Origin of the sequence: Planococcus sp. APC 3906, from assembly GCF_030407685.1 — a bacterium.
GTDB lineage: Bacteria > Bacillota > Bacilli > Bacillales_A > Planococcaceae > Planococcus > Planococcus koreensis.
Map to the genome: position 1 here is coordinate 59180 of NZ_JASDCW010000005.1, position 20805 is coordinate 79984.

The window sequence follows — 20805 nt, forward strand, 5'->3', positions numbered from 1 at the left end:
TCCATTGCTGCAGCTCTAAAGCTCCATAAGGGTTTGCTTTTAAGCTACTGCTTTTCACAGAAGCTGTCAAAATACAGGCACGCTTTTGCGCAATAAAATCCGTGATTATTTTACTTTGCCATGTGCCGGGTTGGAATGCGTTCTTTTATATAGAAAGAGCTGCTTTTCCAATTCTTCAGTTTGAGCTTGGCTAGCGGCTCACAAACTGTGATTTCGGCTAGTGCCTGTTAACTTCTGAAGAAGCCATGTTAAACTCCCAGCAGCGCCTGTTGAATCTTGGATAATACATGTTAAATAGCCGACTCTTCATGTTAACGCGAAAATAACTCATGTTAACGCGAACCGCGCGAATGTTTCGTTTCAATGGATAGGCGGTTGGAGATTTTATTGGTAAACTAATGGATATACTTAGAAAAAGAAAACCGGGGTGAATGGGATGAAGTTTCACGTTTTGGGGGACAATACGAAATTGGAGATCGATGTGCTGCAACGGAATTATCCGGACAGCACGGATTTTTGGGATGCCAACTGGATCGCTTCGGTAATCCATCTGGAAATTCCCGGCTATATGGTGCATTTCGAAGCGGACTTGCGGACGGATGAGCTGCGGGATTTTGTCGATGAGCTGCGCTCGATGAACGAAAATCTTGGCGGCACCGCCATCTTGAAAAATCTGGACAGTTATATTTACCTCGAAGGCGCGATGGATTTGCGCGGCAAGATTTCCTGGAACATCGAAACGTGCTACCCGGCAGGCATCGGCGCTGAACTGACATGTGATTTCGAGTCGGACCAGACCTATTTGCGGATTCTGATCGATGAACTTGACCGGGTGCTGGAGGCGTTTCCGGTGCTCGGGAAAAATCCAGAATAACAGCGCGCGCTGGATAGGAGCGGATGGTCCATGAGAAGGTCTACATTCATCAGCTTTATCACTTTATTGGTGTTGCTGAGCATCTATTTCCTGGCCATCGACCCGCTGCTTGCGGACAATCGGTGGGCAGCGTTTCTCATCTACTTGCTGATGTTTTTGGGCTTGAGCCTGCTGACGAAAAAACTGCACGGCTTCGCCAAATTGGACAAGCGCTTTGATGCACAAACGAGCGTCTGGCTGGTGGTCGGCGCCCTGCTGTTCTTCACCGTGTTCATATCCGCCTGGCAATAAACCCACAAAAAAAGCACAATCGGCTCAAAACCGATTGTGCTTTTGCTGTTATTTGAATACTTCCGCGGCCATCCCGGCGACGTAATCACTGCCGCCGTTGTCTTCCACGTTTTCGATCATCATCGCCAATACGAAATCCGGATTCGCGGAATCGTATGTGACGAAAAAGCCGTTTTCTTTGCCGCGTTCTTCGCCGGCTGCTTTCAATTCAGCGGTTCCTGTTTTCCCTGCAAGCGGTGCTGCGTCGATGTTCGCTGACTGCGCGTAGCCATCAACGACAACATTGCGCATGCCTTCACGGAGCGTCGCTGCAGTTTCAGCGCTGACCAAGTCCTCTTTCCAGACTTGCCCGTCTTCCTCTTCCAGCAGCAAAGTCGGTTTGTACATGGTGCCGTCCGTGACGAACGGCGTGTACATCGACGCCAAGTGGACAATGTTCGTGAGCATCTGCCCTTGGCCGAATGACGTATCCGCCAGTTGGCCCGCCGAAGCGATCGTGCCTTCATTGGAAATCTGTGACGCTGCCAGGCCGATCGGGAATTCGATTGTTTCACCGAAGCCGTAATCGTTCAGTCCGGCGATGAAGGTGTCAGCGCCCATGTTCAATGCCTGCTGGGCGAAATAAATATTGTCCGAATAGACGAGTGCAATATTCAAGTCGACCGGGTTCGGTGCTTCCGGATGCAGGCGCGATACTTTATAATCGCCCCATGACGCATCTTTCTGCCACGTTTCACCGTTGATTGTGATGCCTTCTGCCGGCTTGAGCGTCCCCGCTTCCATGCCGATGGCTGCCGTCACCGGCTTCAATGTCGACCCCGGTGCGTATGCTGCTTTGAAACGGTTGAACAGCGGGTTGGCCGGGTCTTCTTCCAGCGCTTTATACTGCTCGCCGCTCAGCCCTAGCATAAAGCGGTTCGGATCAAAGCCAGGCGAAGACACCAATGCCAAGGTCTCTCCCGTTTCCGGCTCGACCGCGGCGCTTGTCCCCGGCTCGCCTTTCATGGCGTCATAAGCTGTTTTCTGCAATTCGGCGTCGATCGTCAACTGCACCGTTTCGCCGTCTTCCACCGGCTGTTCAGCGACATCGATCGGTTCGCTGCCTTCAGCCGGCTTTTCAATCCAGATCTTCAAGCCGTCTTTGCCGCGGAGCCGGTCTTCAAGCGCTTGTTCAAGCCCCTGACGGCCGATCATGTCGCCTGCTGCATAGCCGTCCGCTTTGCGTTCTTCCAATTGTTCCGCGGTGATGCTGCCGATATAGCCCGTCACATGCGACAATGATTCGCCGTACGGGTATTCGCGCATCGACGTTTTTTGCGCGCCGACGCCCGGGATTTTCACTGCTGCGTCGATCACTTTGTCATCTGTGCGCGCCACTTTCGCGATCGGCACGAACATTTCAGGCTGCACCCAGTTCTGGTTCAAATCGTTGTCGATCGCCTCGACTGTCGTGTTGAGCAGTTTAGCAAGCTCCTCTTTTTTCGCATCATCCGTGAATTTTTCCGGCACGATGCCGATGTTGAAACCGCCGCCGTTAATGGCGACCGGCACGTTGTTGCGGTCCATTATTTCGCCGCGCGCCGCTTTGATGCGGTCGATGCGGATTTTGTCTTCGGCTTCCAGCTGCGGGAAAATGAACGACGGATTCCATTCAACGAACCAGCCTTCTTCCTCTCCTTGCTCTTCGAAAAGCAGCGTCATCTGCTGTTCAAATTCGACGGGTCCCGCGATTGTGTCCATCTTCACCTGCACCGGAAAATCGGCCGGCTCTTCTTCATTCCATTCCGTGTCTTCGGGTGGCTGTGTATACGAAACTTCCAGGTTCTCGATGCCGAGATCGTCCTGGATTTTCTGCTGGCGCTCAATAAATTGGGCTGGCTCGTAAGCGCCCTTCGTGCCTTCGTTCAAATACTCATCATACATCTCAGTGAATTCGCTTTTATTCCAATGGCTTATGTATTCGGCTAACCTGTCTTCCGGCGTCGCTTGTTTGTTGCAGCCGGCGAGCACGAGCAAAAATACAGCCGCCATAACTGCAATGATCATTTTTTTCATGTAACTGCCCCCTGTCCATTCCTTTATTTTACAATAAATCCGAAGAAAAGTTAAACGGGGGCTCTTCGCTCCGTCCGCAAAAGCACAAATAAAAAAAGCCGGAGAAAAGTCTGCGCTTTTCTCCGGCCCCTTATTTATTTAGCGGTGTATGAATTTTTAGGAATTTTGTAGACCCGCGCTTCATATGGAAGCAATTGCGAAGGGTCAACGTTCTGGTAATTTGCCAACAGTAGCGTCGAGCCCTCAGGCGGAGCACCGCATAGGCAAGCGTGCTGGGCAAGGTTTGCCACAATGAGCACTTTTTCGTCGCCATCTTCGCGCGTGTAAGCAAATACGGCGTCGTGGCCCATCTCGACAAGCTTATACTCGCCGTATACGAAGACGTCCATATTCTTGCGCAGCCAAATCATCTGTTTATAGAATGACAGCACCGAATGCGGATCGTTTTCCTGTGCTTCAACGTTCAGCCATTGGTAATTCGGATTCAGTCCAAGCCACGGCGTACCTGTCGAGAACCCGGCGTGGAGGCCGTTGTTCCATTGCATCGGCGTCCGCGAGTGGTCGCGGCTGGTCGCCCGCAGCAATGTCATGATGGCTTCATGCTCCATGCCGGTTTCTTTTTTGTGGAAATACAGATTATGCGTGTGGACATCGTCGAAATGCTCCAGCTCTTCAAACGGTGCGTTCGACATCCCGATTTCCTGGCCCTGGTAGATGAACGGCGTGCCTTGCATGAAAAAATACATGCAGCCCAATGCCGTCGCGCTTTCACGCCAGTACAAATGGTCATTCCCCCAAGTCGAAACGACGCGCGGCTTGTCATGATTTTCGATGAATAAGGCATTCCAGCCGACACCGTTCACTTTTTCCTGCCATTTGCTGAGCACTTGCTTCAGTTCCGGCACGTTGACGCCATTGCGCACTTCGACGTTCCACAACCCGATGTCTTCGAATTGGAAAATCATGTTGAACTTGCCGTTCTCGGTGCTGACCCAGTCGTGGATTTCATCCGCCGATACGCCGTTCGCTTCGCCGACGGTCATGATGTCGTGCTTGCCGAAGGTTTCATCGTAGAGCTCCTGCAGTAACGGCTGGATGCCGTCGACATTCATCATTTTCTCCCAAGAAGGCACAAACAGATGGCCATCCGCATCTTCAACATTCGTGTAGTCTTTTTTGATGTGGCTGATGGCGTCGACGCGGAATCCATCGATTCCCCGCTCAATCCACCAATTGACCATTTTATAAAGTTCTTTGCGGACCTCCGGGTTTTCCCAGTTTAGGTCCGGCTGCTTTTTCGAGAAGATGTGCAAATAATACTGCCCCGTCTTTTCATCGTATTCCCAAGCCGGTCCGCCGAATATGCTTTCCCAGTTCAACGGTTCGTCGCGCCAGACATACCAGTCGCGCTTCGGATTGTCGCGGGATGAACGCGATTCCAAAAACCACGGATGCTCATCGCTCGTATGGTTGATCACCAAGTCGATGATCAGCTTCATATCGCGCGCGTGCACTTCTTCCATCAAAAGGTCGAAATCATCCATCGTGCCGAAGTCTTCCAAAATTGCCTGGTAGTCGCTGATGTCGTAGCCGTTGTCGTCGTTCGGTGATTCGTACATCGGACAAACCCAAATCACGTCGATGCCAAGGTCTTTCAAATAATCCAGTTTGCTCGTGATGCCGTTGATATCGCCAAGGCCATTGCCGTCAGAATCCATGAAACTGCGCGGATAGACTTGGTAGACGACCGCTTCTTTCCACCATTTTTTATCCATATCCGATCCCTCTCAAAGACGACGGCAAGATCCCCTTTCAATCAATCGCGAAGGAACTACGACTTGTTTCGGAGGCACCGATTCGTCCGTTATTTTCTCTAATACCAATTCCGCCGCGTGCAGCCCCAGATCGTAAATCGAAATGTCCACTGTGCTGAGCGGCGGCTTCAAATGCCTTGAAATGGCGTGGTTGTTAAAACCGATGATGGAGACGTCTTCAGGTACGCTGATTTCCAAATCCTCGAGATAGCCGATCACTTCATACGCCACCATATCATCGTGCGTGACAATCGCCGTCGGCGGAATTTCAAGTTTCATCAGGCGGCGGATTGCTTCGCGTTCATTGCCGTGCATGAATTCCTGGTTGACCGTATAGGTTGCGTCAAACGGGATGCCATGTTCGCCAAGCGCCAGCTTATAGCCTTCCAGCCGGTCCAGCGACACGACGAAATCCGTTGCACCGCCGACAAATGCGATATGCCGGTGGCCGAGGCCGATCAGGTATTCGACCGCCTCTTTGGCGTTATTGATGTTGTCGTTGTCGACATAGGAGACGTCGCATGGATCTTTGAACGGCCGACCGACGACGGAGAACGGTATGCCGCTTTGGCACAGATACTCCATGACGGGATCACCGATTTTCGAGTACAGCAGGATGATGCCGTCGACCCGTTTGCCTTGTGCCATTTCGACGACTTCGCGGTAAATCTCTTCCTGCGTGGCGCCAGTCGATAAATACAAGCCATACTGGCTGCCATGCGCCCGCGTCGAGATGCCGCGCAGGACTTCCGGGAAGAAGGGATTTTGAAATGCCAATGTAGCCGAGTTTTCCATGATGATGCCAAGTGTCTGGCTTTTTTTTGCCACCAGGTTGCGGGCCTGGAAATTCGGGTAATAACCCATGACTTCCATCACTTCCCGCACCTTCTCTTTTGTCTTGCCTGTGATCCGCGGATTGTCGGCGATGACCCGGGACACGGTGGCCGGCGACACGCCAGCCCGTTTTGCAACGTCTTTGATCGTGACTGCCATTTTACCGTCCCCCTTATTTTACTGCCCCATCCGATACTCCTTTGATGATTTCACGCTGTGCAAAGAAGTAGAAGATGATGACCGGAACGATAGCAAGCGTCAATCCTGCAAGCGCCAAATGCCATTGCTTCGTGTATTCTCCGAAGAAGAAGAACATCTTCAGCGGAATCGTTTCGCTTCCCGGTGTGTTGATGACGAGTGACGGCAGAAGGTAATCGTTCCAGATCCAGATGATGTTGAGGATTGCCACCGTAACGGTAATCGGCTTCAGGATCGGGAAGATGATGTGCCAGAATACTTGCCAGCGGTTCGCTCCATCGATTGTCGCCGCTTCATCAAGTGAACGCGGGATATTGTTCAGCGCTCCGTGGTACAGGAAAATGGAAAGGCTTGCGCCGAATCCGAGGTACATGAAGATCAATCCGCCGCGGTTCAGCATTTCGAATTTGCCGAATACTGTCACGAGCGGGATCATCACAGACTGGAACGGGATCAGCATTGCCGCTACGAATGTGAAAAACAGCACAGTGCTGAGCCTGCTTTTGGCGCGCGATAATGCATAAGCCGCCATGGCCGAGAAGACGATGATCAAAACCACGCTGACGACGGTGATCAATAACGAATTGAACAGCGTGCGCATGAAATCGAGTTCCTCGAAAGCGGTGATGTAATTATCAAAGCTCCATGATTCCGGAGGGCGAATCGTATCCATGAAAATCTCTTTTTTCGTTTTGAACGAGTTGACGAACATCAGGTAAAACGGCAGCAGCCACAAGACCGCAAGCAATAGACCGAGAACTTCCAGTTTGATATTCCACTTTTTCCGCATTACATTTCGACCTCCTTGCGTTTATTCAGATACACTTGCACAAGGGCGATAATCGCAACGATCACAAAGAAGATAACGGCTTTCGCCTGCGCATAGGCAAAGGCATTCTGCATGAACGCCGTCTTGAAAATCTCCATTGCGACCATTTCAGTCGAATTGTAAGGTCCGCCGCCTGTCAGCGACAAGTTTTGGTCGTACAGCTTGAACGTATTGGACAGCGTCAGGAACATGCTGACCGTGAACGCAGGAGCAACGAGCGGAAAAACGACATAACGGAAACGCTGGAACGATGATGCCCCGTCGATTTCAGAAGCCTCCAACAGCTCTTTCGGCATCCCTTCCAAATAAGCGATGTAGATGACCATTATGTAACCTGCCATCTGCCAGCTCATCAAAATGACCAAGCCCCAGAATCCGGTGTCCGTCGTGGACAGCCAGCCCTGCAAACTTTCCATTCCGACAATTTCGCCGACACTGGCAAATACTTTGATGAAGATGAATTGCCAGATGAAACCTAAGATCAATCCGCCGATCAAGTTCGGCATGAAGAATGTTGTGCGCAATAATTTGCTTGAGCGGACGCGCCCTGTAACAAGAAGCGCGAGCGACAAGCCGATCAAGTTGATCAAGATGACCGATACGACCGAGAATTTCGTCGTGAACCACAGCGAATCCAGGAAACGCTGGTCATTGAACAAGTCGATGTAGTTTTGGAATCCGACGAATTCCCCTGTATTGATGCCGTTCCAAGTGGTGAATGAATAGTAGACGCCGAGAAGCATTGGAACGATGACAACTAGCGTAAGCGCCAGCAAAACCGGGGCAAGAAACAACCAATAGGATAAATCTTTTGTACGCATACAGGCATCTTTCCTTCCTTAAATTATACCGTGAAAGCCTTAGTAACAAAACAAAGTAGCACGGAGGCTACTTTGTTTTACCACTCAAATTATGAAAATTGACGCTATTCCGACTTATTTAGCCCGGTCTGTTTCCCAAGCTTTTTTAGCTGAATCAATGACTTCTTCCCAGCTTGCTTCTTCGCTCAGGTATTTCTGGATATTAGCTCCAAGTTCGTCCTGTCCCCATCCAGTCGGATAGCCCATGAATACCCATCCGATTGTGTTGCCTGACTCGGAAGCGTCATAGATTGCTTTAGACATTGGATCAGAGATTTTCGAAGTGTCATAGCCTTCGTAAGCAGGGATGAATTTGAAGTCTTCCAATACAGCTGTCTTCCCTGCATCAGATGTGTAAAGCCAGTCCAAGAATTCTTTCGATTCTTTGACGACGTTTTCGTCAGCTTTTTTGTTTACGCCCCAGTACATCGGTACGCCGACTGGCAAGCCAGCATTTTCAATGCCTTCTACAGGGATCGGCATAAGGCCGACGCCGTTGTCCGCTAGTTCAGGATCGATGCCAGCGATTGAGCCGTAAGCCCAGTTTCCTTGCTGGATGATTGCAACGCGCTCAAGTGAGAACAATTCTTCTACTTGCTGAGAATAATCCAGGCTCACTGTCGGTTGTTTTGAGTATTCGTTCTGCAAATCTACGATTTTCTTGAAAGCGTCACCGTATTTGAAGTCGACTGTTTTTGCGTCGAATGCTGTCAATACGTTGTTGTCGAATTCAGGCGCAAGGAATGTGTTTGACAAGTGAAGTCCTGTAACCCACGTTTCTTTGCCTGGGAAAGCGAATACCGATTCAAGCCCAAGTTCTTCTTTTTTCGAATCCAATGTTTTCACAGCTTCTTCAAGCGATGCGAAATCAGTGATCGATGCAGGATCGATTCCCGCTTCTTCGAATAGGCGAGTGTTGTAGATGAAGCCGTATCCTTCCTGGTTATAAGGAAGTCCAAGCACTTCAGACTCAACCGTTACGCCGTCAAGCGTGCCTTCAAGAGCCGCGCCTGCTGCTGCTGTGTCCGTCAAGTCAGACAAATTGTCTTTCCAGTCCGCGACATCCTGGGGTCCACCGATGTTGAAGATTGCCGGTTCGTTGCCAGATGCAAAGCGTGAACGAAGTGCCGCGCCGTAATCTTCCCCGCCGCCCACAGTCGTGATTTCAATGTTGACGTTCGGGTTCTCTTCTTCGTAAAGCGCTACTACGTCTTCAAACTGGTCTTTGAATTCCACTTTGAATTGGAAGATGTCAACTGTCACTTCTTCTTCGCTGCTGCCGCCTTCAGATCCTGAAGCGTTTTCTTCCCCGCTATTGCATCCTGCCAAAACTGCTGCTGATAGCATCAATGACGCTACAAGCCCCTTGCTGAACTTTAAATCCTTCATCAGTAAATCCCCCTTTGGAATGTTGTGCAATCGTTTGCACAAATTAGCAAATAAAAAGCGGAAACGGATTAGAAAGCGTTTCCAGTTATTAATTATTTGTATCATAACACCGTGAAAACGTTTGCACAAGATGTAATTTTAAAAATAATTACATTTTTTTCAGAGATGTATTTTTAATTAGCGCTATCCCGTAAAACAGCTGCCAAGACCTGAGCAGACAATCTTCGGACCAGTGCTTTTTCCGCTTTTACTTGCGCTATCTTAAAAATACTTGCGGAAACCTGCGTGTTACTTGCAGTAAATGCCTCTTTACTTGCAGCAAACCGCTTGTTAATTGCAGCATCCTTTTTTACTTGCACCAAACCGCAGTTTACTTGCGGTATCTCAAATTTACTTGCGGCAAATACTCATTTACTTGCAGCGGCCAAATAAAAAAAGCAGGAACGGCGCGTTCGCCTTCCCTGCCTCCAATCAAATTTTAATGTTCGAGCACCAACAGCGCGGCGCCGAGAATGCCGGCGTCGTTTTCAAAACGCGCGACTTCGATGTCCAACGGATTCAGCAGCATCGGTTTCAACTGGCGCTGGAGCGAGTCCATCCACAAGTCGGCTGCTTCTGACACGCCGCCGCCGATGATGACCATTTCCATGTCGAATGCCGCTTGCAGGCTGCTGATGACGAGCGCCAAGTCCAACGTGAATTCTTCCACGACTTGCTTTGCTGCTGGATCTGTCTTGGCGTTTTCAAAAAGCTCCGGCGGTGTGATCGTGAGCCCTGCTTCTTTGATGCGGCGGCGCAGCGCCGTGCCGGATACGTACATTTCGCTGCAGCCCAAGCGTCCGCATGCGCATTTCACGCCGTTCGGATACAGGATCATATGGCCAAGCTCAGCCGCTCCGCCGTGCGGGCCGCCGCTTAATAATTTGCCGTCCCATAGCACGCCGCCGCCAAGGCCGGTGCCGAGCGTCAATACGACGACACGATCCAGCCCTTTCGCAGCACCGAATTTCGCTTCCGCAAGCGCCACAACATTGGCGTCATTTTCTACTTCTACGCGTTTGCCCGTCGCTTTTTCCAGCCACTCTTTTATCGGTGTGCCGGTCCAGCCTGGAATCGTTTCCGCGGCATAGATGACCTTGCCTTGCTTCGGATCGACGAAGCCATGCGTGCCGACGCCGATCGCGCTGATATCCGGACGCAGCGCTAAAATGCGCAGGACGTTTTCTTCCAAATACGGATACAGCGGGATGATCGTGGGAATCTGTTCTTCGTATAAAATGTTGCCGTTTGCGTCAATGACGCCCATGCGGACTTTTGTGCCGCCAATGTCAATTCCTAATACGTTTGCCATAGGTCCTCCTGTTAAAGCTGTTTTTTTATTGCTGATAATAAACGATTGCTTCGTACGGCTTCAGCAGGACATCGCCTTCGCCGACATTGAGCGCGTAATTGCCGATCAGCTTTTCGCCTTCCGGGCGCGCAACTGATTTCGTGTTCTCCGAGAAATTGCAATAGACCGTCAGCTTCTCGCCGTTCCAAGTGCGTGTGTAGGCGAAAACGTCGCCATCTTCGCGGTACAGCAATTCAAAATCACCATGGGTGATGATGTCCATTTCTTTTCGGAAAGCGATCAGCTTTTTGTAATACTGATAAACCGAATTCGGATCGGTGTGCTGAAGCGCATTGATTTCCGGATAATTCGGATTGACTTTCAGCCAAGGCGTACCGGTCGTGAAGCCGCCGTTCGGTTCAGCTGACCATTGCATCGGCGTCCGTGCATTGTCGCGGCCTTTGGCATGGATTGACGCCATGATGTCATCATGCGAAACACCGGCTTCGCGTTTTTCTTTATACATATTCACAGTCTCGATGTCTTTGTAGTCATCAATCGAATCGAAACGCACATTCGTCATGCCGAGTTCTTCGCCTTGGTAGATATAAGGCGTGCCTTGCATGAAATGCAGGCAAGTCGCGAGCATCTTCGCCGATTCGACGCGCCAGTCCGTATCTTCGCCAAAACGCGAAACGATGCGCGGCTGGTCGTGGTTGTTCCAGTACAAGCTGTTCCATCCTTCGTCGTGAAGGCCATGCTGCCATTTTTCCATATTCTCTTTCAAGTCGGTCAAACGCAGCGGCTTCAAATCCCATTTTTCGCCGGATGCCTGGTCAAGCCCCATATGCTCGAATGTGAAAATCATGTTCAGTTCCTGATTTTTGGCCGCGGTATAATCGCGTGCTTCTTTCGGTGTCGTGCCCGGCGTTTCGCCGACAGTGACGATGTCGTATTTCGACAGCACTTCCCGATTCATTTCTTTCAAGTATGTATGGACGTTCGGCCCATTCATGAATTGATGGCTGCCATCGCCGCCTGGCGCATCGTGCATGTCCGGCACTTTCGAAATCATGTTGATGACGTCCATGCGGAAGCCATCCACACCTTTGTCGAGCCACCAGCGCATCATTTCATAGACCGCTTCGCGCAATTCCGGATTGTCCCAGTTTAAATCGGGCTGCTTTTTCGAAAACAGGTGCAAATAATACTGGCCGCGCTCTTTTTGGTATTCCCAAACCGATCCGCTGAAAAATGAACGCCAGTTTGTCGGCTCGTCGCGCCATATGTAGAAATCCGGATGATTCTTGAACCATTCGTGTTCGTCCGAAGTGTGATTGACGACAAGGTCCATGACCAGCTTCATGCCGCGTGCATGAATTTCCGCCAGCAATTCATCGAAATCCGCCATCGTGCCGAATTCTTTCATGATCTGGTAATAATCGCGGATGTCATAGCCATTGTCATCGTTCGGCGAATCATAGACCGGCGACAGCCAAAGAATGTCTACACCAAGGCCGTGCAGGTAATCGAGCTTCTGGATAATGCCGCGGATATCGCCGATGCCATCACCATCCGAATCCATGAAACTGCGTGGATAGATTTGGTAAACAGTTGACTTTTTCCACCATTCTGTCATAAAGTTCCCTCTTTTCTCATAAGTGAATATTATTCTAACATCATACATGAAATTGCTGGATTGCCAACTAAATATCTTGAATTAAATAAAGAAATATATTAAATGCTACTTCGGTCGCTTTGGGCAGTGCAAAGCCGATTGCTCCTGCGCAAGCTCGTCGCAAAGGAGTTGCCAAAGGTGCTTGGCAACTCCTTGGCTCCCGCTAGAAGCCGAGAAAAGCACTCGTCTCCTAGCTACGCCTAGCCCCGTGACGCACCTTCGCTAAATAGCTCTTTTTTTAAAAAACAAGGATTTCTTGTAACAGAATTCTCAAGTCGATACGAAGCAAAACAGTGGAGACGCCTGCGGGATAGCGAGACAGCCGAGACCCCACAGGGAGCGCAGCGAGCGAGGAGGCTTGGCGCTCGCCCGCGGCAAGCGTAGCTGTTTTGCGAAGTATCCGCTCACTTGTGTTAACTATAATCAAAATTAAGTTGACTCAAAATATATGCTTGCTTATACTAAACTTATCTTGAGCTTTTGGAGGGATCTAATGACTACGACAACTACAACACGCACGGCCAATCATTCCAAGACTTTGAACTTAGTACATATCGCCATGTTTTCCGCGCTGATGGCGATCGGCGCAAACATCTCTTCATTCCTGATCATCGGCGGCGTGCCTATTACGCTGCAGACCTTCTTTGCCATTTTAGCGGGTCTCTTGCTAGGCAGCCGCATGGGTGCAATTTCGATGGTCGTCTATGCCTTTATCGGCCTCGCCGGCGTTCCGGTATTCGCCGGATTTTCTGGCGGCATGGATACCTTGATCAGCCCGACGTTCGGCTTTATCGTATCTTTCGTCTTTATCGCGCTGGCAGCCGGATTGATTGCTGAAAGATTCCCTTCGCGCAAAGGCTTCGTAGCTGCAGCGCTTGTCGGGCTGGTTGTCAATTATGTCATCGGCACGAACTGGATGTATGCGGCTTATAAATTATGGTTCGAAGCACCGGAAGGCTTCACGTATAAAATGGCGTGGGCTTGGATGATGGTGCCGCTGCCGAAGGATATTATTCTTTCTGTGCTCGCGGGCTTTTTCGGCTTCCGCCTAAAACCGATTATCCAACGCTTCAAATAAAACCTGAAAATGGCCGGCGCTCTGAAATGAGGCCGGCCGTTTTTTTTTGTAATGTGTTAAGTGCCGCAGAAAGTCTGGTACGGGTTGTCCGGGTCTGCCGGCGGTTCGGTGTACAGCTGGTGCTCCGGCTTATGGCTGAATGGCTCCGCCAATGCTTCGAGCAGCCGCTGCATGACGCTGTAATCGCCTCTTTGCACCGCTGCTTCGAGCGCTTCTTCGACGCGGTGGTTGCGCGGAATGACGCCCGGGTTGCTGTTTTTCATGAGTTCGTGAACCTCGCCAGCACTCTGTGCTTGGCGGCCCAGCCGCTCCTGCCACGCTTTGTTCCACTCATTGAATGGGCGTGTGCCGGCGAGCACTGTTTCAGCAACAGTGCCGAAAGTCAGCGCGCGGAACGTGTTGGTGTAATCGGCACCTGCTTCTTTCATGATGCCGAGCAGTTGCCGGATAAGCTGTCCGTCTTCCGGCTCTTCGGTAAAGAGGCCGATTTTCCGGCGCATCTCGTTCAGCCAATTTTCCTGGTAGGCTGCAATAAAACCATCGAGCGCTTGCTGCGCCATTTCAATTGCTTCTTCCTGTTTGCTGCTCAGAAGCGGCAGCAGGGTTTCCGCGAAACGCGCAAGATTCCATCCGGTTATTTGCGGTTGATTACCATACGCGTAGCGCCCGCCTTCGTCAATCGAACTGAAAACGGTACCCGGATCATAGCTGTCCATGAATGCACACGGGCCGTAATCGATGCTTTCGCCGCTGATGGTCATATTGTCGGTGTTCATGACGCCGTGGATAAAGCCGACAGCCATCCATTTTGCAACGAGCGAGGCTTGGCGCTTCGCCACTTCCTGCAGGAATGCCAGGTATTTATTGTCCGCGGATTCAAACTCCGGGTAATGGCGGCTGATGGCGTAGTCAGCGAGCGCTTTCCGGTCTTCGATTTCGCCTTTAAAAGCGGCAAACTGGAACGTGCCGAAGCGCAGATGGCTTGCCGCGACTCGCGTCAGGACAGCGCCCGGCAAGTAGGTTTCGCGCGCAATCTCTTCGCCTGTGGCAACAACTGCGAGGCTGCGGGACGTCGGGATGCCGAGCGCGAACATCGCTTCGCTGATGATGAATTCACGCAGCATCGGCCCTAGCGCAGCGCGCCCGTCGCCGCCGCGGGAATACGGCGTCCGCCCTGAGCCTTTCAGCTGGATATCAAAGCGCGCGCCTTGGGGTGTCAGCTGTTCGCCAAGCAGTACGGCACGACCGTCGCCAAGAATATTGAAGCCGCCGAATTGGTGGCCGGCATACGCTTGGGCAAGCGGCGCTGCACCTTCTGGAACATGGTTGCCGGCGAGGATCGAGATCCCCTCTTCCGTCTTCAGCGCGGCGCTATTCAAACCGAGCTCCGCCGCCAGCGTGTCATTGAAGACCGCCAGTTCCGGCGAACGCACAGGCCATGGGTTCAATTGGGTGTAGAACATGCTCGGAAGCTGGGCGTAACTGTTTTCCAATTTCCATCCAAAATCGATTTTTTGCTTGTTGTCAGCCATCAAATCTTCCTTTCTTTGCAGTCCATTTGTTCCTTCTACTATACCTTTTCCGTTTTAAAATCGCTCGTTTGCCGGTCCGCTGCCAGTTTTAGGCATAAAAAAACTGCCGTTATTTCGCGGCAGCGTGGATGTTATTGAATTTACACTTCGGAAGTTGCATATTGATCCGAAACGACCGCATCGTTTTCGACGAGAACGTAAGGATGCGTTTCCAATAACATCGTTTTGACCGCATCAGGCATCAACTTGTTATCGTAAGCGCAAATCAGCGGGAATTCCAAATCTTTCACCGCGACATCAATGATTTTTTCAAAATCCCGGATGATGTGAACCGGCTCATCAATCGTTGCCCATTCCACATGCGCCCACCCACGGAATTTTGCTTGGCGAACCACATAAGGTTCAATCATTTTTTCGAAATACGCCTGGATTGCAGGCGGATGATAGCTGCCGCTTGAACAATAAAAATCAAAGCTGTTCACGAAATGGATAAATTCCATTTGTTCTTTGCTTAGCTGTTTTTTCAACTCCGCTTTGATGTTCGGAGTCAAACGGGAATTTTCGATTAAAATGACGTATTCCCCCGCTTCTACGCCATGCTTGGCATAAGCGATAATCTGGTCGTTATAGCTTTCCGTTCCTTCGTATGCATACAGCACATGAGCATCGCGGCGTTGTTCAAACAATTGCAGCATATTTTGAGTCAATTCATCATCCCTTTGATCAGTCTTTGTGTCCGGACCTGTTATTTTCTAAATTCAGTATACAGAAAAAGGGAACGTTTGTCCTCCCTCGTAAATCCGATTTATTGTATAATAAGTAAATTACAGAAATGCGTCTGCCTGCATCAACAGCCAAAACAGCCATTCGCCCTGAATGCGAAAAGAGGTATTCGATGATCAACCAATTGAGTAAAATTTATCCTTCGCTCCAAGTCCATCGGCAAGGTTCACCGGCTGCAGATCCGGCCTATAAATGGTTTTCTGCGGAGGATGGCGCCATCTTCGGCATCCATGAAACCGAACTTGCCGCAAAAGACCTGGTGCTGCTCGCTGCCTTCCTGACACCTTATAATCCGCAGTTCCCTGTCCTTACAGACGAAGAAACGAAATGGCTCGCTGCGGTCAATCCCGCTATACAGCCGGATGCGAGCGGCTTCGCTTTGGATTCGCCGTACCGCTTTGTCCATTTTTCGATTAAGGAAAAGCAGATCAGCCCGACCGCTTTCAAACACGCGATCCATGATTTCTTCTCTCAGCAAGTGCCGATTCTATGGGAAAATGATCACCAGGGCATCCTGGTCGACTATTTGGCCGCAGAAGACGGCGCCATCTCCTACGAAGAAATCATCGATCCATTGATGAGTGACTTGTACATCAAAATCCAATTTTTTGTCGGCCCTTTCCAGGACAGCCTGGACGGCGCCCCAGCCGCCTACCGCTCCGTCGTCGATGCGGCGATGGCCACTGCCGTTTATTCCAATAAAGCCGTCTTGAGCTTTGCCGATGCCGTGCCGTATCTATTGATCGACCAGGCGCAGGAACCGTTGCTCAGCGACATTCGGCGAAGCGTCTTGCAAGTTTACCAAGACGATGCAGAAACCTTGAAGATGATTGAAACCTTTGTGCGCAATAATTTAAATATCTCCGAAACGGCAAAAGCGCTGCACATGCACCGCAACAGCCTGCAATACCGGCTTGACCGCTTCTTCGACAATACCGGAATCGACATTCGCAAATTCCATCAAGCAATGGCAGTTTACTTGGCGATTTTGATCCAAAAGTAAATGTGCACAAAAAAGCGCTTTCATTTTTAGGCAAGTTTGACATTTTCTCTAAACGGCCGGTCAGGTATGCTGTTCTCAAGACGAAACTATTATTGGGGGAAAACAAATGACTGGCTTATCCTTAGTGAACATCAAAAAAGAATACGAAAAAGGCGTCGTTTCTGTACAAGATTTCAACTTGGAGATCCGCGACAAAGAATTTTTGGTGCTTGTCGGGCCATCAGGCTGCGGTAAATCGACAACGCTTCGCATGATCGCTGGACTGGAAGACATCACGGAAGGCGATTTGTTCATCGGCGACAGACGCGTCAATGACGTTTCGCCAAAAGACCGCGACATCGCAATGGTGTTCCAGAACTATGCGTTGTACCCGCACATGACTGTTTATGAAAACATGGCGTTCAGCTTGAAGCTGCGCAAGATGAAAAAAGATGACATCAAAGCGCGCGTGGCCAATGCCGCGAAAATCCTTGGCCTTGAAGATTATTTGAACCGCAAACCGAAAGCGCTATCAGGCGGACAGCGCCAGCGTGTCGCTTTAGGCCGTGCAATCGTCCGTGACGCAAAAGTCTTCTTGATGGATGAGCCGTTGTCGAACTTGGACGCGAAATTGCGCGTACAGATGCGTGCAGAAATCCAGAAATTGCACCGCCGCTTGCAGACGACGACTGTCTACGTAACGCATGACCAGACAGAAGCGATGACGATGGCGACGCGTTTGGTTGTTATGAAAGACGGATTCATCCAACAAGTCGGCACACCGAAAGAAGTTTACGACTTGCCTGAAAACATGTTCGTTGGCGGCTTTATCGGATCGCCGTCCATGAACTTCCTGCGCGGCAAATTGATGGGCGGCGACTTTGTCATGAACGACATCCGTGTCCGCGTCCCTGAAAGCAAATTGAAAATGCTTCAGGACCTAGGCTACGAAGGCAAAGAACTCGTTCTCGGCATCCGCCCTGAAGACATCCACGATGAGCCGATTTTCCTTGAGCATTCACCGCATACGAAACTAAAAGCGTACATCGACGTTGCGGAATTGATGGGCTCGGAAATCATCCTCTACTCCAAAGTGGACGACCAGGATTTTGTAGCGCGCGTCGACTCACGCTTCAATGTCGAAGCTGATACGACAATCGATATGGCGTTCGATATGAACAAAGCCCATTTCTTCGACAGCGAATCTGAATTGCGCATCCGATAAAATTCCCCCGCTGTTGCAGCGGACGTTGAAAACTGAAAAATCCCTTCGCTTTTGCGAAGGCTGTTCCAAGCTGCCGGTAGTTTCCCGGCAGCTTTTTCTTTTGTTCTTGGCAAACCGCGTTCGATGCCGCTGGTTCAGCCGTTAACCAGCAGTATTTCTTCGTTAAGATGACTTAGCCTTGAGTTAACATGACTTAGCAGCGAGTTAACATGAACTAGCCAGCAATCAACATGAACTGTTCCGACGTTAACCGGCACTAGCTGAAAAGCATCTCTCCACGATCCAAGTTCAAGCACCTAAATGGAAAAGCCGTTCGCCACGGCGAACGGCTCCTTCTCGAGCATTTGCGCATTTCGCCTTAGCGAAATGCAACCATCCATTGGGTTGGTTTAACAGGTTTGCCCGTTAACATGAACTAAATCGCAGTTAACATGACTTAGCCAGACGTTAACATGCAGTGTGGGCGAGTTGACATGATCTAGCCAGCCATTAACATGAACTGCTTCGACATTAACCGGCACTAGCGGAAATCTCTTCTTCCACATTATAAAAAATTCCGCCTTTTTTACTCATTCTGCACTGAATTTGCAAAACTGTCGGGTACAGCAGAATACAGAGGTTTTTCCATAGAACCTGATTCTCATAAAAAAGGAGATGGATTCGGATGAAAAATTACGTTCGATTCGGAATTATGATTGGGGTTTCGACGATCATCATGTACTGGCTGATGTTCCTGAATGTCTTCCAGCTCGACCATATCTGGCTTAGCCAGACGCGTATTTATATGGCGTTGATCATGGGCTCGGTCATGGCGATTGTCATGCTCTTGTTCATGTGGAAAATGTACGAAAATAAAAAAGTGAATGCAGCGATTTTAGCAGGGAGCGCATTGGTTTTCGCGTTGTCACTGTGGCTCGTGCGCAGCCAGACCACTGTTGATGACAGCAGTTGGATGAAAGCAATGATTCCCCACCATTCCATTGCCATTCTGACAAGCGAGCGGGCAGACATCAGCGACCCGCGTGTGCGTGAATTGGCTGACAAAATCATCAAAGCACAGAAGAAAGAAATCACGGAAATGGAGAAATTGATCGAAGAGCTTGAAAATCAGGAATAGCCGTATATAAAGTCCTCTAGATTAAGCATGGAATATGAAAAGCCCTCAGCGATTTGAACTGCGCTGAGGGCTCTTTTTATTGAAAGAGCGCATTTCTCCTTTAGCGAACTGCAATTACACCTTAGAAACTTAAAATCGTCTGCCTGCTGGCTTTTGGCCAGTACTTAAAACAAAATGTCCTTTTCGCTGTCAATCCTTCTGCCGCCAACCCCTTCCACATTTGCCAACGGATCGTACGGCTGCAGGCCGCTGAAGTCGATGCCCGCCAAGCCATCGAGGAGCGCGACCGGCACCTGGAAAGTCTGGAACGGCCCATAGGCGAATTCCAAATCCTCGATCAAGCTGCGCTGCGTCAGCAAGTAAGCTGTTGCTGACAGCGTGCCGTCTTCTTTGGCCATGACCGCCACTTTCCAGAATTCAGCCGGAATCCGGAATTCGCCGCGGTACAAAACATCGTCTTCCCGGAACACCGGGCCGGTGAAGACGTTCACTTTAAAACCGTTCGCCACTGCGTTTTCCAGGATGTAATCTTCCAGGCTGAGCCAGGTCTTCTGATTGAGTGCTTTGTGCTGCGGCGCGCTATTGGTGAAGTGGAACGTATGTGCATTCGCCTGGACAGCATCTCTTCCCCAGTTCGGATCCTGCCTTCTTGTCAAATGGCCGCGGTCCAGGTCATTGCGTGCATACAGCTCCGGCCCGCTCTGGAATTCCCGGGCAAGCCGCGGATCGAAATACCATTTATCGTTCGAGCGTTGGACGCTGACCAATTGGCTGCCGTCAATGTTCACAGCCGAATAATAGGCAAGCCGCCGCGATCGGCTCATGATAATGGAAAAATGCGTATAGTCGAGCTTTGTCCCGCCGTCCAAGGTTTCCGCGATGTCTGCGCTATTTCTTACCGGCGGAAGCGGCACTTCCTTTCCAAGCCCAAGAAACGCAGCGTCGTATCCCGTAGCATCGCTGTACCAATCAGCAGCGAGTTCGCCGACTTCGATCGGCAAAAGCCCGTCGTCCGGAATTGGCGCTTGGGGCAATAGGACATCGAGCAGCCAGGATTCCGCTGCATCCAGATTCCCACGCACCCCCTCCAGATGGCGCAAAATCGAACTGATCCGGATGCCTTCATTGGCAATCCATTTGCTTGGGTCATTCGGATCCGGGACGCCTGCATGATGCAGCGCGGCGACGATCCACTGGTCATTGAAGACCGGCGAGCCTGATGAACCCGGCTCGGTATCGCTTACGTAATGGACAAAATCGTCCGACAGGAATTTCACTTCATTTTCCCGGACCGTCACTGCTTTCGGCCCTCCCTGCGGATGCTGGGTGATGGAGACGTATTCACCTTCCAAAATCTTTCCGGGCATCGGCAGCAGCGGCAAATGGCCGAAATCCGAAACCAGCGCTCCGCTCAGCGCCTTTTCCTGTACGGCAATGATCGAAAAATCCAGCGCTTCATCAGTGATGAACAGCTTCTCCGGCTCCAGGCGAAACGAGACGATGGTGCGCGGCATGAAATTCACATCGTCTTCGTAATTGAATTCCGCAACGGCATTCAATGCGGTGTCATACGTATCAACAACGTGATTATTGGTCAAAATCAGCGATGGTGAAATCAAAAAACCGGTGCCGTAGCCTTTGATCTGCCCCTGATGGTTGCGCAGCGAAATGCGGCACACGGCTTTCCCGGCATTTAAACCGGCTTCAAGATAAGCGATCGGGAACAAATCGCTGTTGTGGATGATGCGTTCTGTTGCGAGGCTGTCATGCGGATTGATGACGCTTATGCGCGCGTCCATCGCTTCAGGTCCGGCTGCCGCTGTTGCTTCCATCGCCCTTTGCTGTTCGAGTTTCTGGTAGCGGGCCAGTGCTTGTTGTTTAATTTTCTCCATTCTTCCTTCTGTCATGCTATCCTCTCCTTTATGGCTGGATTTTC

The 20805-nt window shown here is 50.5% G+C and carries 17 protein-coding genes; 6 read left to right on the forward strand and 11 right to left on the reverse strand.

The annotated features are described in order from the left end of the window. Positions 1 to 436 precede the first annotated feature (436 nt). Positions 437 to 874, forward strand: a complete 438-nt coding sequence (locus tag QMA09_RS04655; RefSeq protein WP_290212204.1) for a WapI family immunity protein — start codon at positions 437 to 439, stop codon at positions 872 to 874. A 30-nt stretch (positions 875 to 904) separates the two neighbouring features. Further along, a complete protein-coding gene (locus QMA09_RS04660; RefSeq protein ID WP_290212205.1) occupies positions 905 to 1165 on the forward strand; it encodes a hypothetical protein in 261 nt (86 codons plus the stop codon). A 48-nt stretch (positions 1166 to 1213) separates the two neighbouring features. Here QMA09_RS04660 and QMA09_RS04665 read toward each other — a convergent pair whose 3' ends face one another. From QMA09_RS04665 to QMA09_RS04700, 8 genes are all read right to left on the reverse strand, one after another. Then, on the reverse strand, positions 1214 to 3220 hold the full coding sequence (locus QMA09_RS04665) for a penicillin-binding transpeptidase domain-containing protein (protein WP_290212206.1): 2007 nt from the start codon (positions 3218 to 3220) through the stop codon (positions 1214 to 1216). A 134-nt stretch (positions 3221 to 3354) separates the two neighbouring features. Then, positions 3355 to 4995 (reverse strand): glycoside hydrolase family 13 protein, encoded by a 1641-nt coding sequence (locus QMA09_RS04670; RefSeq protein ID WP_290212207.1) that lies wholly within the window; start codon positions 4993 to 4995, stop codon positions 3355 to 3357. Between the two features lie 12 nt (positions 4996 to 5007). After that, on the reverse strand, positions 5008 to 6027 hold the full coding sequence (locus QMA09_RS04675; protein ID WP_290212208.1) for a LacI family DNA-binding transcriptional regulator: 1020 nt from the start codon (positions 6025 to 6027) through the stop codon (positions 5008 to 5010). Positions 6028 to 6040: 13 nt separating this feature from the next. After that, positions 6041 to 6856 carry a carbohydrate ABC transporter permease gene (locus tag QMA09_RS04680; RefSeq protein WP_290212209.1) on the reverse strand — a complete coding sequence of 272 codons (816 nt, stop codon included), beginning with the start codon at positions 6854 to 6856 and terminating at the stop codon, positions 6041 to 6043. Further along, positions 6856 to 7716: a carbohydrate ABC transporter permease gene (locus QMA09_RS04685; protein WP_290212210.1), complete on the reverse strand. Its 861-nt coding sequence runs from the start codon at positions 7714 to 7716 to the stop codon at positions 6856 to 6858. The genes QMA09_RS04680 and QMA09_RS04685 overlap by 1 nt, the downstream gene beginning before the upstream one ends. Before the next feature lie 114 nt (positions 7717 to 7830). Then, positions 7831 to 9144, reverse strand: a complete 1314-nt coding sequence (locus QMA09_RS04690; protein ID WP_290212211.1) for an ABC transporter substrate-binding protein — start codon at positions 9142 to 9144, stop codon at positions 7831 to 7833. 478 nt (positions 9145 to 9622) lie between these two features. Then, the gene (locus tag QMA09_RS04695; protein ID WP_290212212.1) at positions 9623 to 10495 is read right to left on the reverse strand and encodes an ROK family protein; all 873 of its coding nucleotides are present in this window, start codon (positions 10493 to 10495) and stop codon (positions 9623 to 9625) included. A gap of 25 nt (positions 10496 to 10520) precedes the next feature. Beyond that, complete coding sequence (locus tag QMA09_RS04700; protein ID WP_290212213.1) at positions 10521 to 12113, reverse strand: glycoside hydrolase family 13 protein; 1593 nt, start codon at positions 12111 to 12113, stop codon at positions 10521 to 10523. A 532-nt stretch (positions 12114 to 12645) separates the two neighbouring features. Here QMA09_RS04700 and QMA09_RS04705 point away from each other — a divergent pair. Then, positions 12646 to 13230 carry a biotin transporter BioY gene (locus tag QMA09_RS04705; protein WP_290212214.1) on the forward strand — a complete coding sequence of 195 codons (585 nt, stop codon included), beginning with the start codon at positions 12646 to 12648 and terminating at the stop codon, positions 13228 to 13230. A 56-nt stretch (positions 13231 to 13286) separates the two neighbouring features. On the opposite strand, the gene QMA09_RS04710 is transcribed toward QMA09_RS04705, so the two are convergent. Next, positions 13287 to 14762: a protein adenylyltransferase SelO gene (locus QMA09_RS04710; protein WP_290212215.1), complete on the reverse strand. Its 1476-nt coding sequence runs from the start codon at positions 14760 to 14762 to the stop codon at positions 13287 to 13289. A 140-nt stretch (positions 14763 to 14902) separates the two neighbouring features. After that, positions 14903 to 15469, reverse strand: coding sequence for an MEDS domain-containing protein (locus tag QMA09_RS04715; protein WP_290212216.1), 567 nt, complete (start codon positions 15467 to 15469; stop codon positions 14903 to 14905). Between the two features lie 188 nt (positions 15470 to 15657). On the opposite strand from QMA09_RS04715, the gene QMA09_RS04720 reads away from it, so the two are divergent. The 3 genes from QMA09_RS04720 (at position 15658) to QMA09_RS04730 (ending at position 18869) form a co-directional block, all read left to right on the forward strand. Further along, on the forward strand, positions 15658 to 16548 hold the full coding sequence (locus tag QMA09_RS04720; RefSeq protein WP_290212217.1) for a PucR family transcriptional regulator: 891 nt from the start codon (positions 15658 to 15660) through the stop codon (positions 16546 to 16548). A gap of 106 nt (positions 16549 to 16654) precedes the next feature. After that, positions 16655 to 17752, forward strand: a complete 1098-nt coding sequence (locus QMA09_RS04725) for an ABC transporter ATP-binding protein (protein WP_290212218.1) — start codon at positions 16655 to 16657, stop codon at positions 17750 to 17752. Between the two features lie 664 nt (positions 17753 to 18416). Continuing rightward, positions 18417 to 18869: a DUF305 domain-containing protein gene (locus tag QMA09_RS04730; protein WP_290212219.1), complete on the forward strand. Its 453-nt coding sequence runs from the start codon at positions 18417 to 18419 to the stop codon at positions 18867 to 18869. Positions 18870 to 19033: 164 nt separating this feature from the next. Here the strand turns inward: QMA09_RS04730 and QMA09_RS04735 are convergent, their stop codons facing one another. Further along, a complete protein-coding gene (locus QMA09_RS04735) occupies positions 19034 to 20776 on the reverse strand; it encodes a DNA/RNA non-specific endonuclease (RefSeq protein WP_290212220.1) in 1743 nt (580 codons plus the stop codon). Positions 20777 to 20805 lie beyond the last annotated feature (29 nt).

Bases quoted from the DNA above. Each gene is read 5' to 3' on its own strand.
- QMA09_RS04720 (WP_290212217.1), top strand. From the start codon at position 15,658: ATGATCAACCAATTGAGTAAAATTTATCCTTCGCTCCAAGTCCATCGG.
- QMA09_RS04700 (WP_290212213.1), bottom strand. From the start codon at position 12,113: ATGACAGAATGGTGGAAAAAGTCAACTGTTTACCAAATCTATCCACGC.
- QMA09_RS04655 (WP_290212204.1), top strand. From the start codon at position 437: ATGAAGTTTCACGTTTTGGGGGACAATACGAAATTGGAGATCGATGTG.
- QMA09_RS04665 (WP_290212206.1), bottom strand. From the start codon at position 3,220: ATGAAAAAAATGATCATTGCAGTTATGGCGGCTGTATTTTTGCTCGTG.
- QMA09_RS04695 (WP_290212212.1), bottom strand. From the start codon at position 10,495: ATGGCAAACGTATTAGGAATTGACATTGGCGGCACAAAAGTCCGCATG.
- QMA09_RS04685 (WP_290212210.1), bottom strand. From the start codon at position 7,716: ATGCGTACAAAAGATTTATCCTATTGGTTGTTTCTTGCCCCGGTTTTG.
- QMA09_RS04710 (WP_290212215.1), bottom strand. From the start codon at position 14,762: ATGGCTGACAACAAGCAAAAAATCGATTTTGGATGGAAATTGGAAAAC.
- QMA09_RS04680 (WP_290212209.1), bottom strand. From the start codon at position 6,856: ATGCGGAAAAAGTGGAATATCAAACTGGAAGTTCTCGGTCTATTGCTT.
- QMA09_RS04725 (WP_290212218.1), top strand. From the start codon at position 16,655: ATGACTGGCTTATCCTTAGTGAACATCAAAAAAGAATACGAAAAAGGC.
- QMA09_RS04705 (WP_290212214.1), top strand. From the start codon at position 12,646: ATGACTACGACAACTACAACACGCACGGCCAATCATTCCAAGACTTTG.
- QMA09_RS04690 (WP_290212211.1), bottom strand. From the start codon at position 9,144: ATGAAGGATTTAAAGTTCAGCAAGGGGCTTGTAGCGTCATTGATGCTA.
- QMA09_RS04730 (WP_290212219.1), top strand. From the start codon at position 18,417: ATGAAAAATTACGTTCGATTCGGAATTATGATTGGGGTTTCGACGATC.
- QMA09_RS04670 (WP_290212207.1), bottom strand. From the start codon at position 4,995: ATGGATAAAAAATGGTGGAAAGAAGCGGTCGTCTACCAAGTCTATCCG.
- QMA09_RS04675 (WP_290212208.1), bottom strand. From the start codon at position 6,027: ATGGCAGTCACGATCAAAGACGTTGCAAAACGGGCTGGCGTGTCGCCG.
- QMA09_RS04660 (WP_290212205.1), top strand. From the start codon at position 905: ATGAGAAGGTCTACATTCATCAGCTTTATCACTTTATTGGTGTTGCTG.
- QMA09_RS04735 (WP_290212220.1), bottom strand. From the start codon at position 20,776: ATGACAGAAGGAAGAATGGAGAAAATTAAACAACAAGCACTGGCCCGC.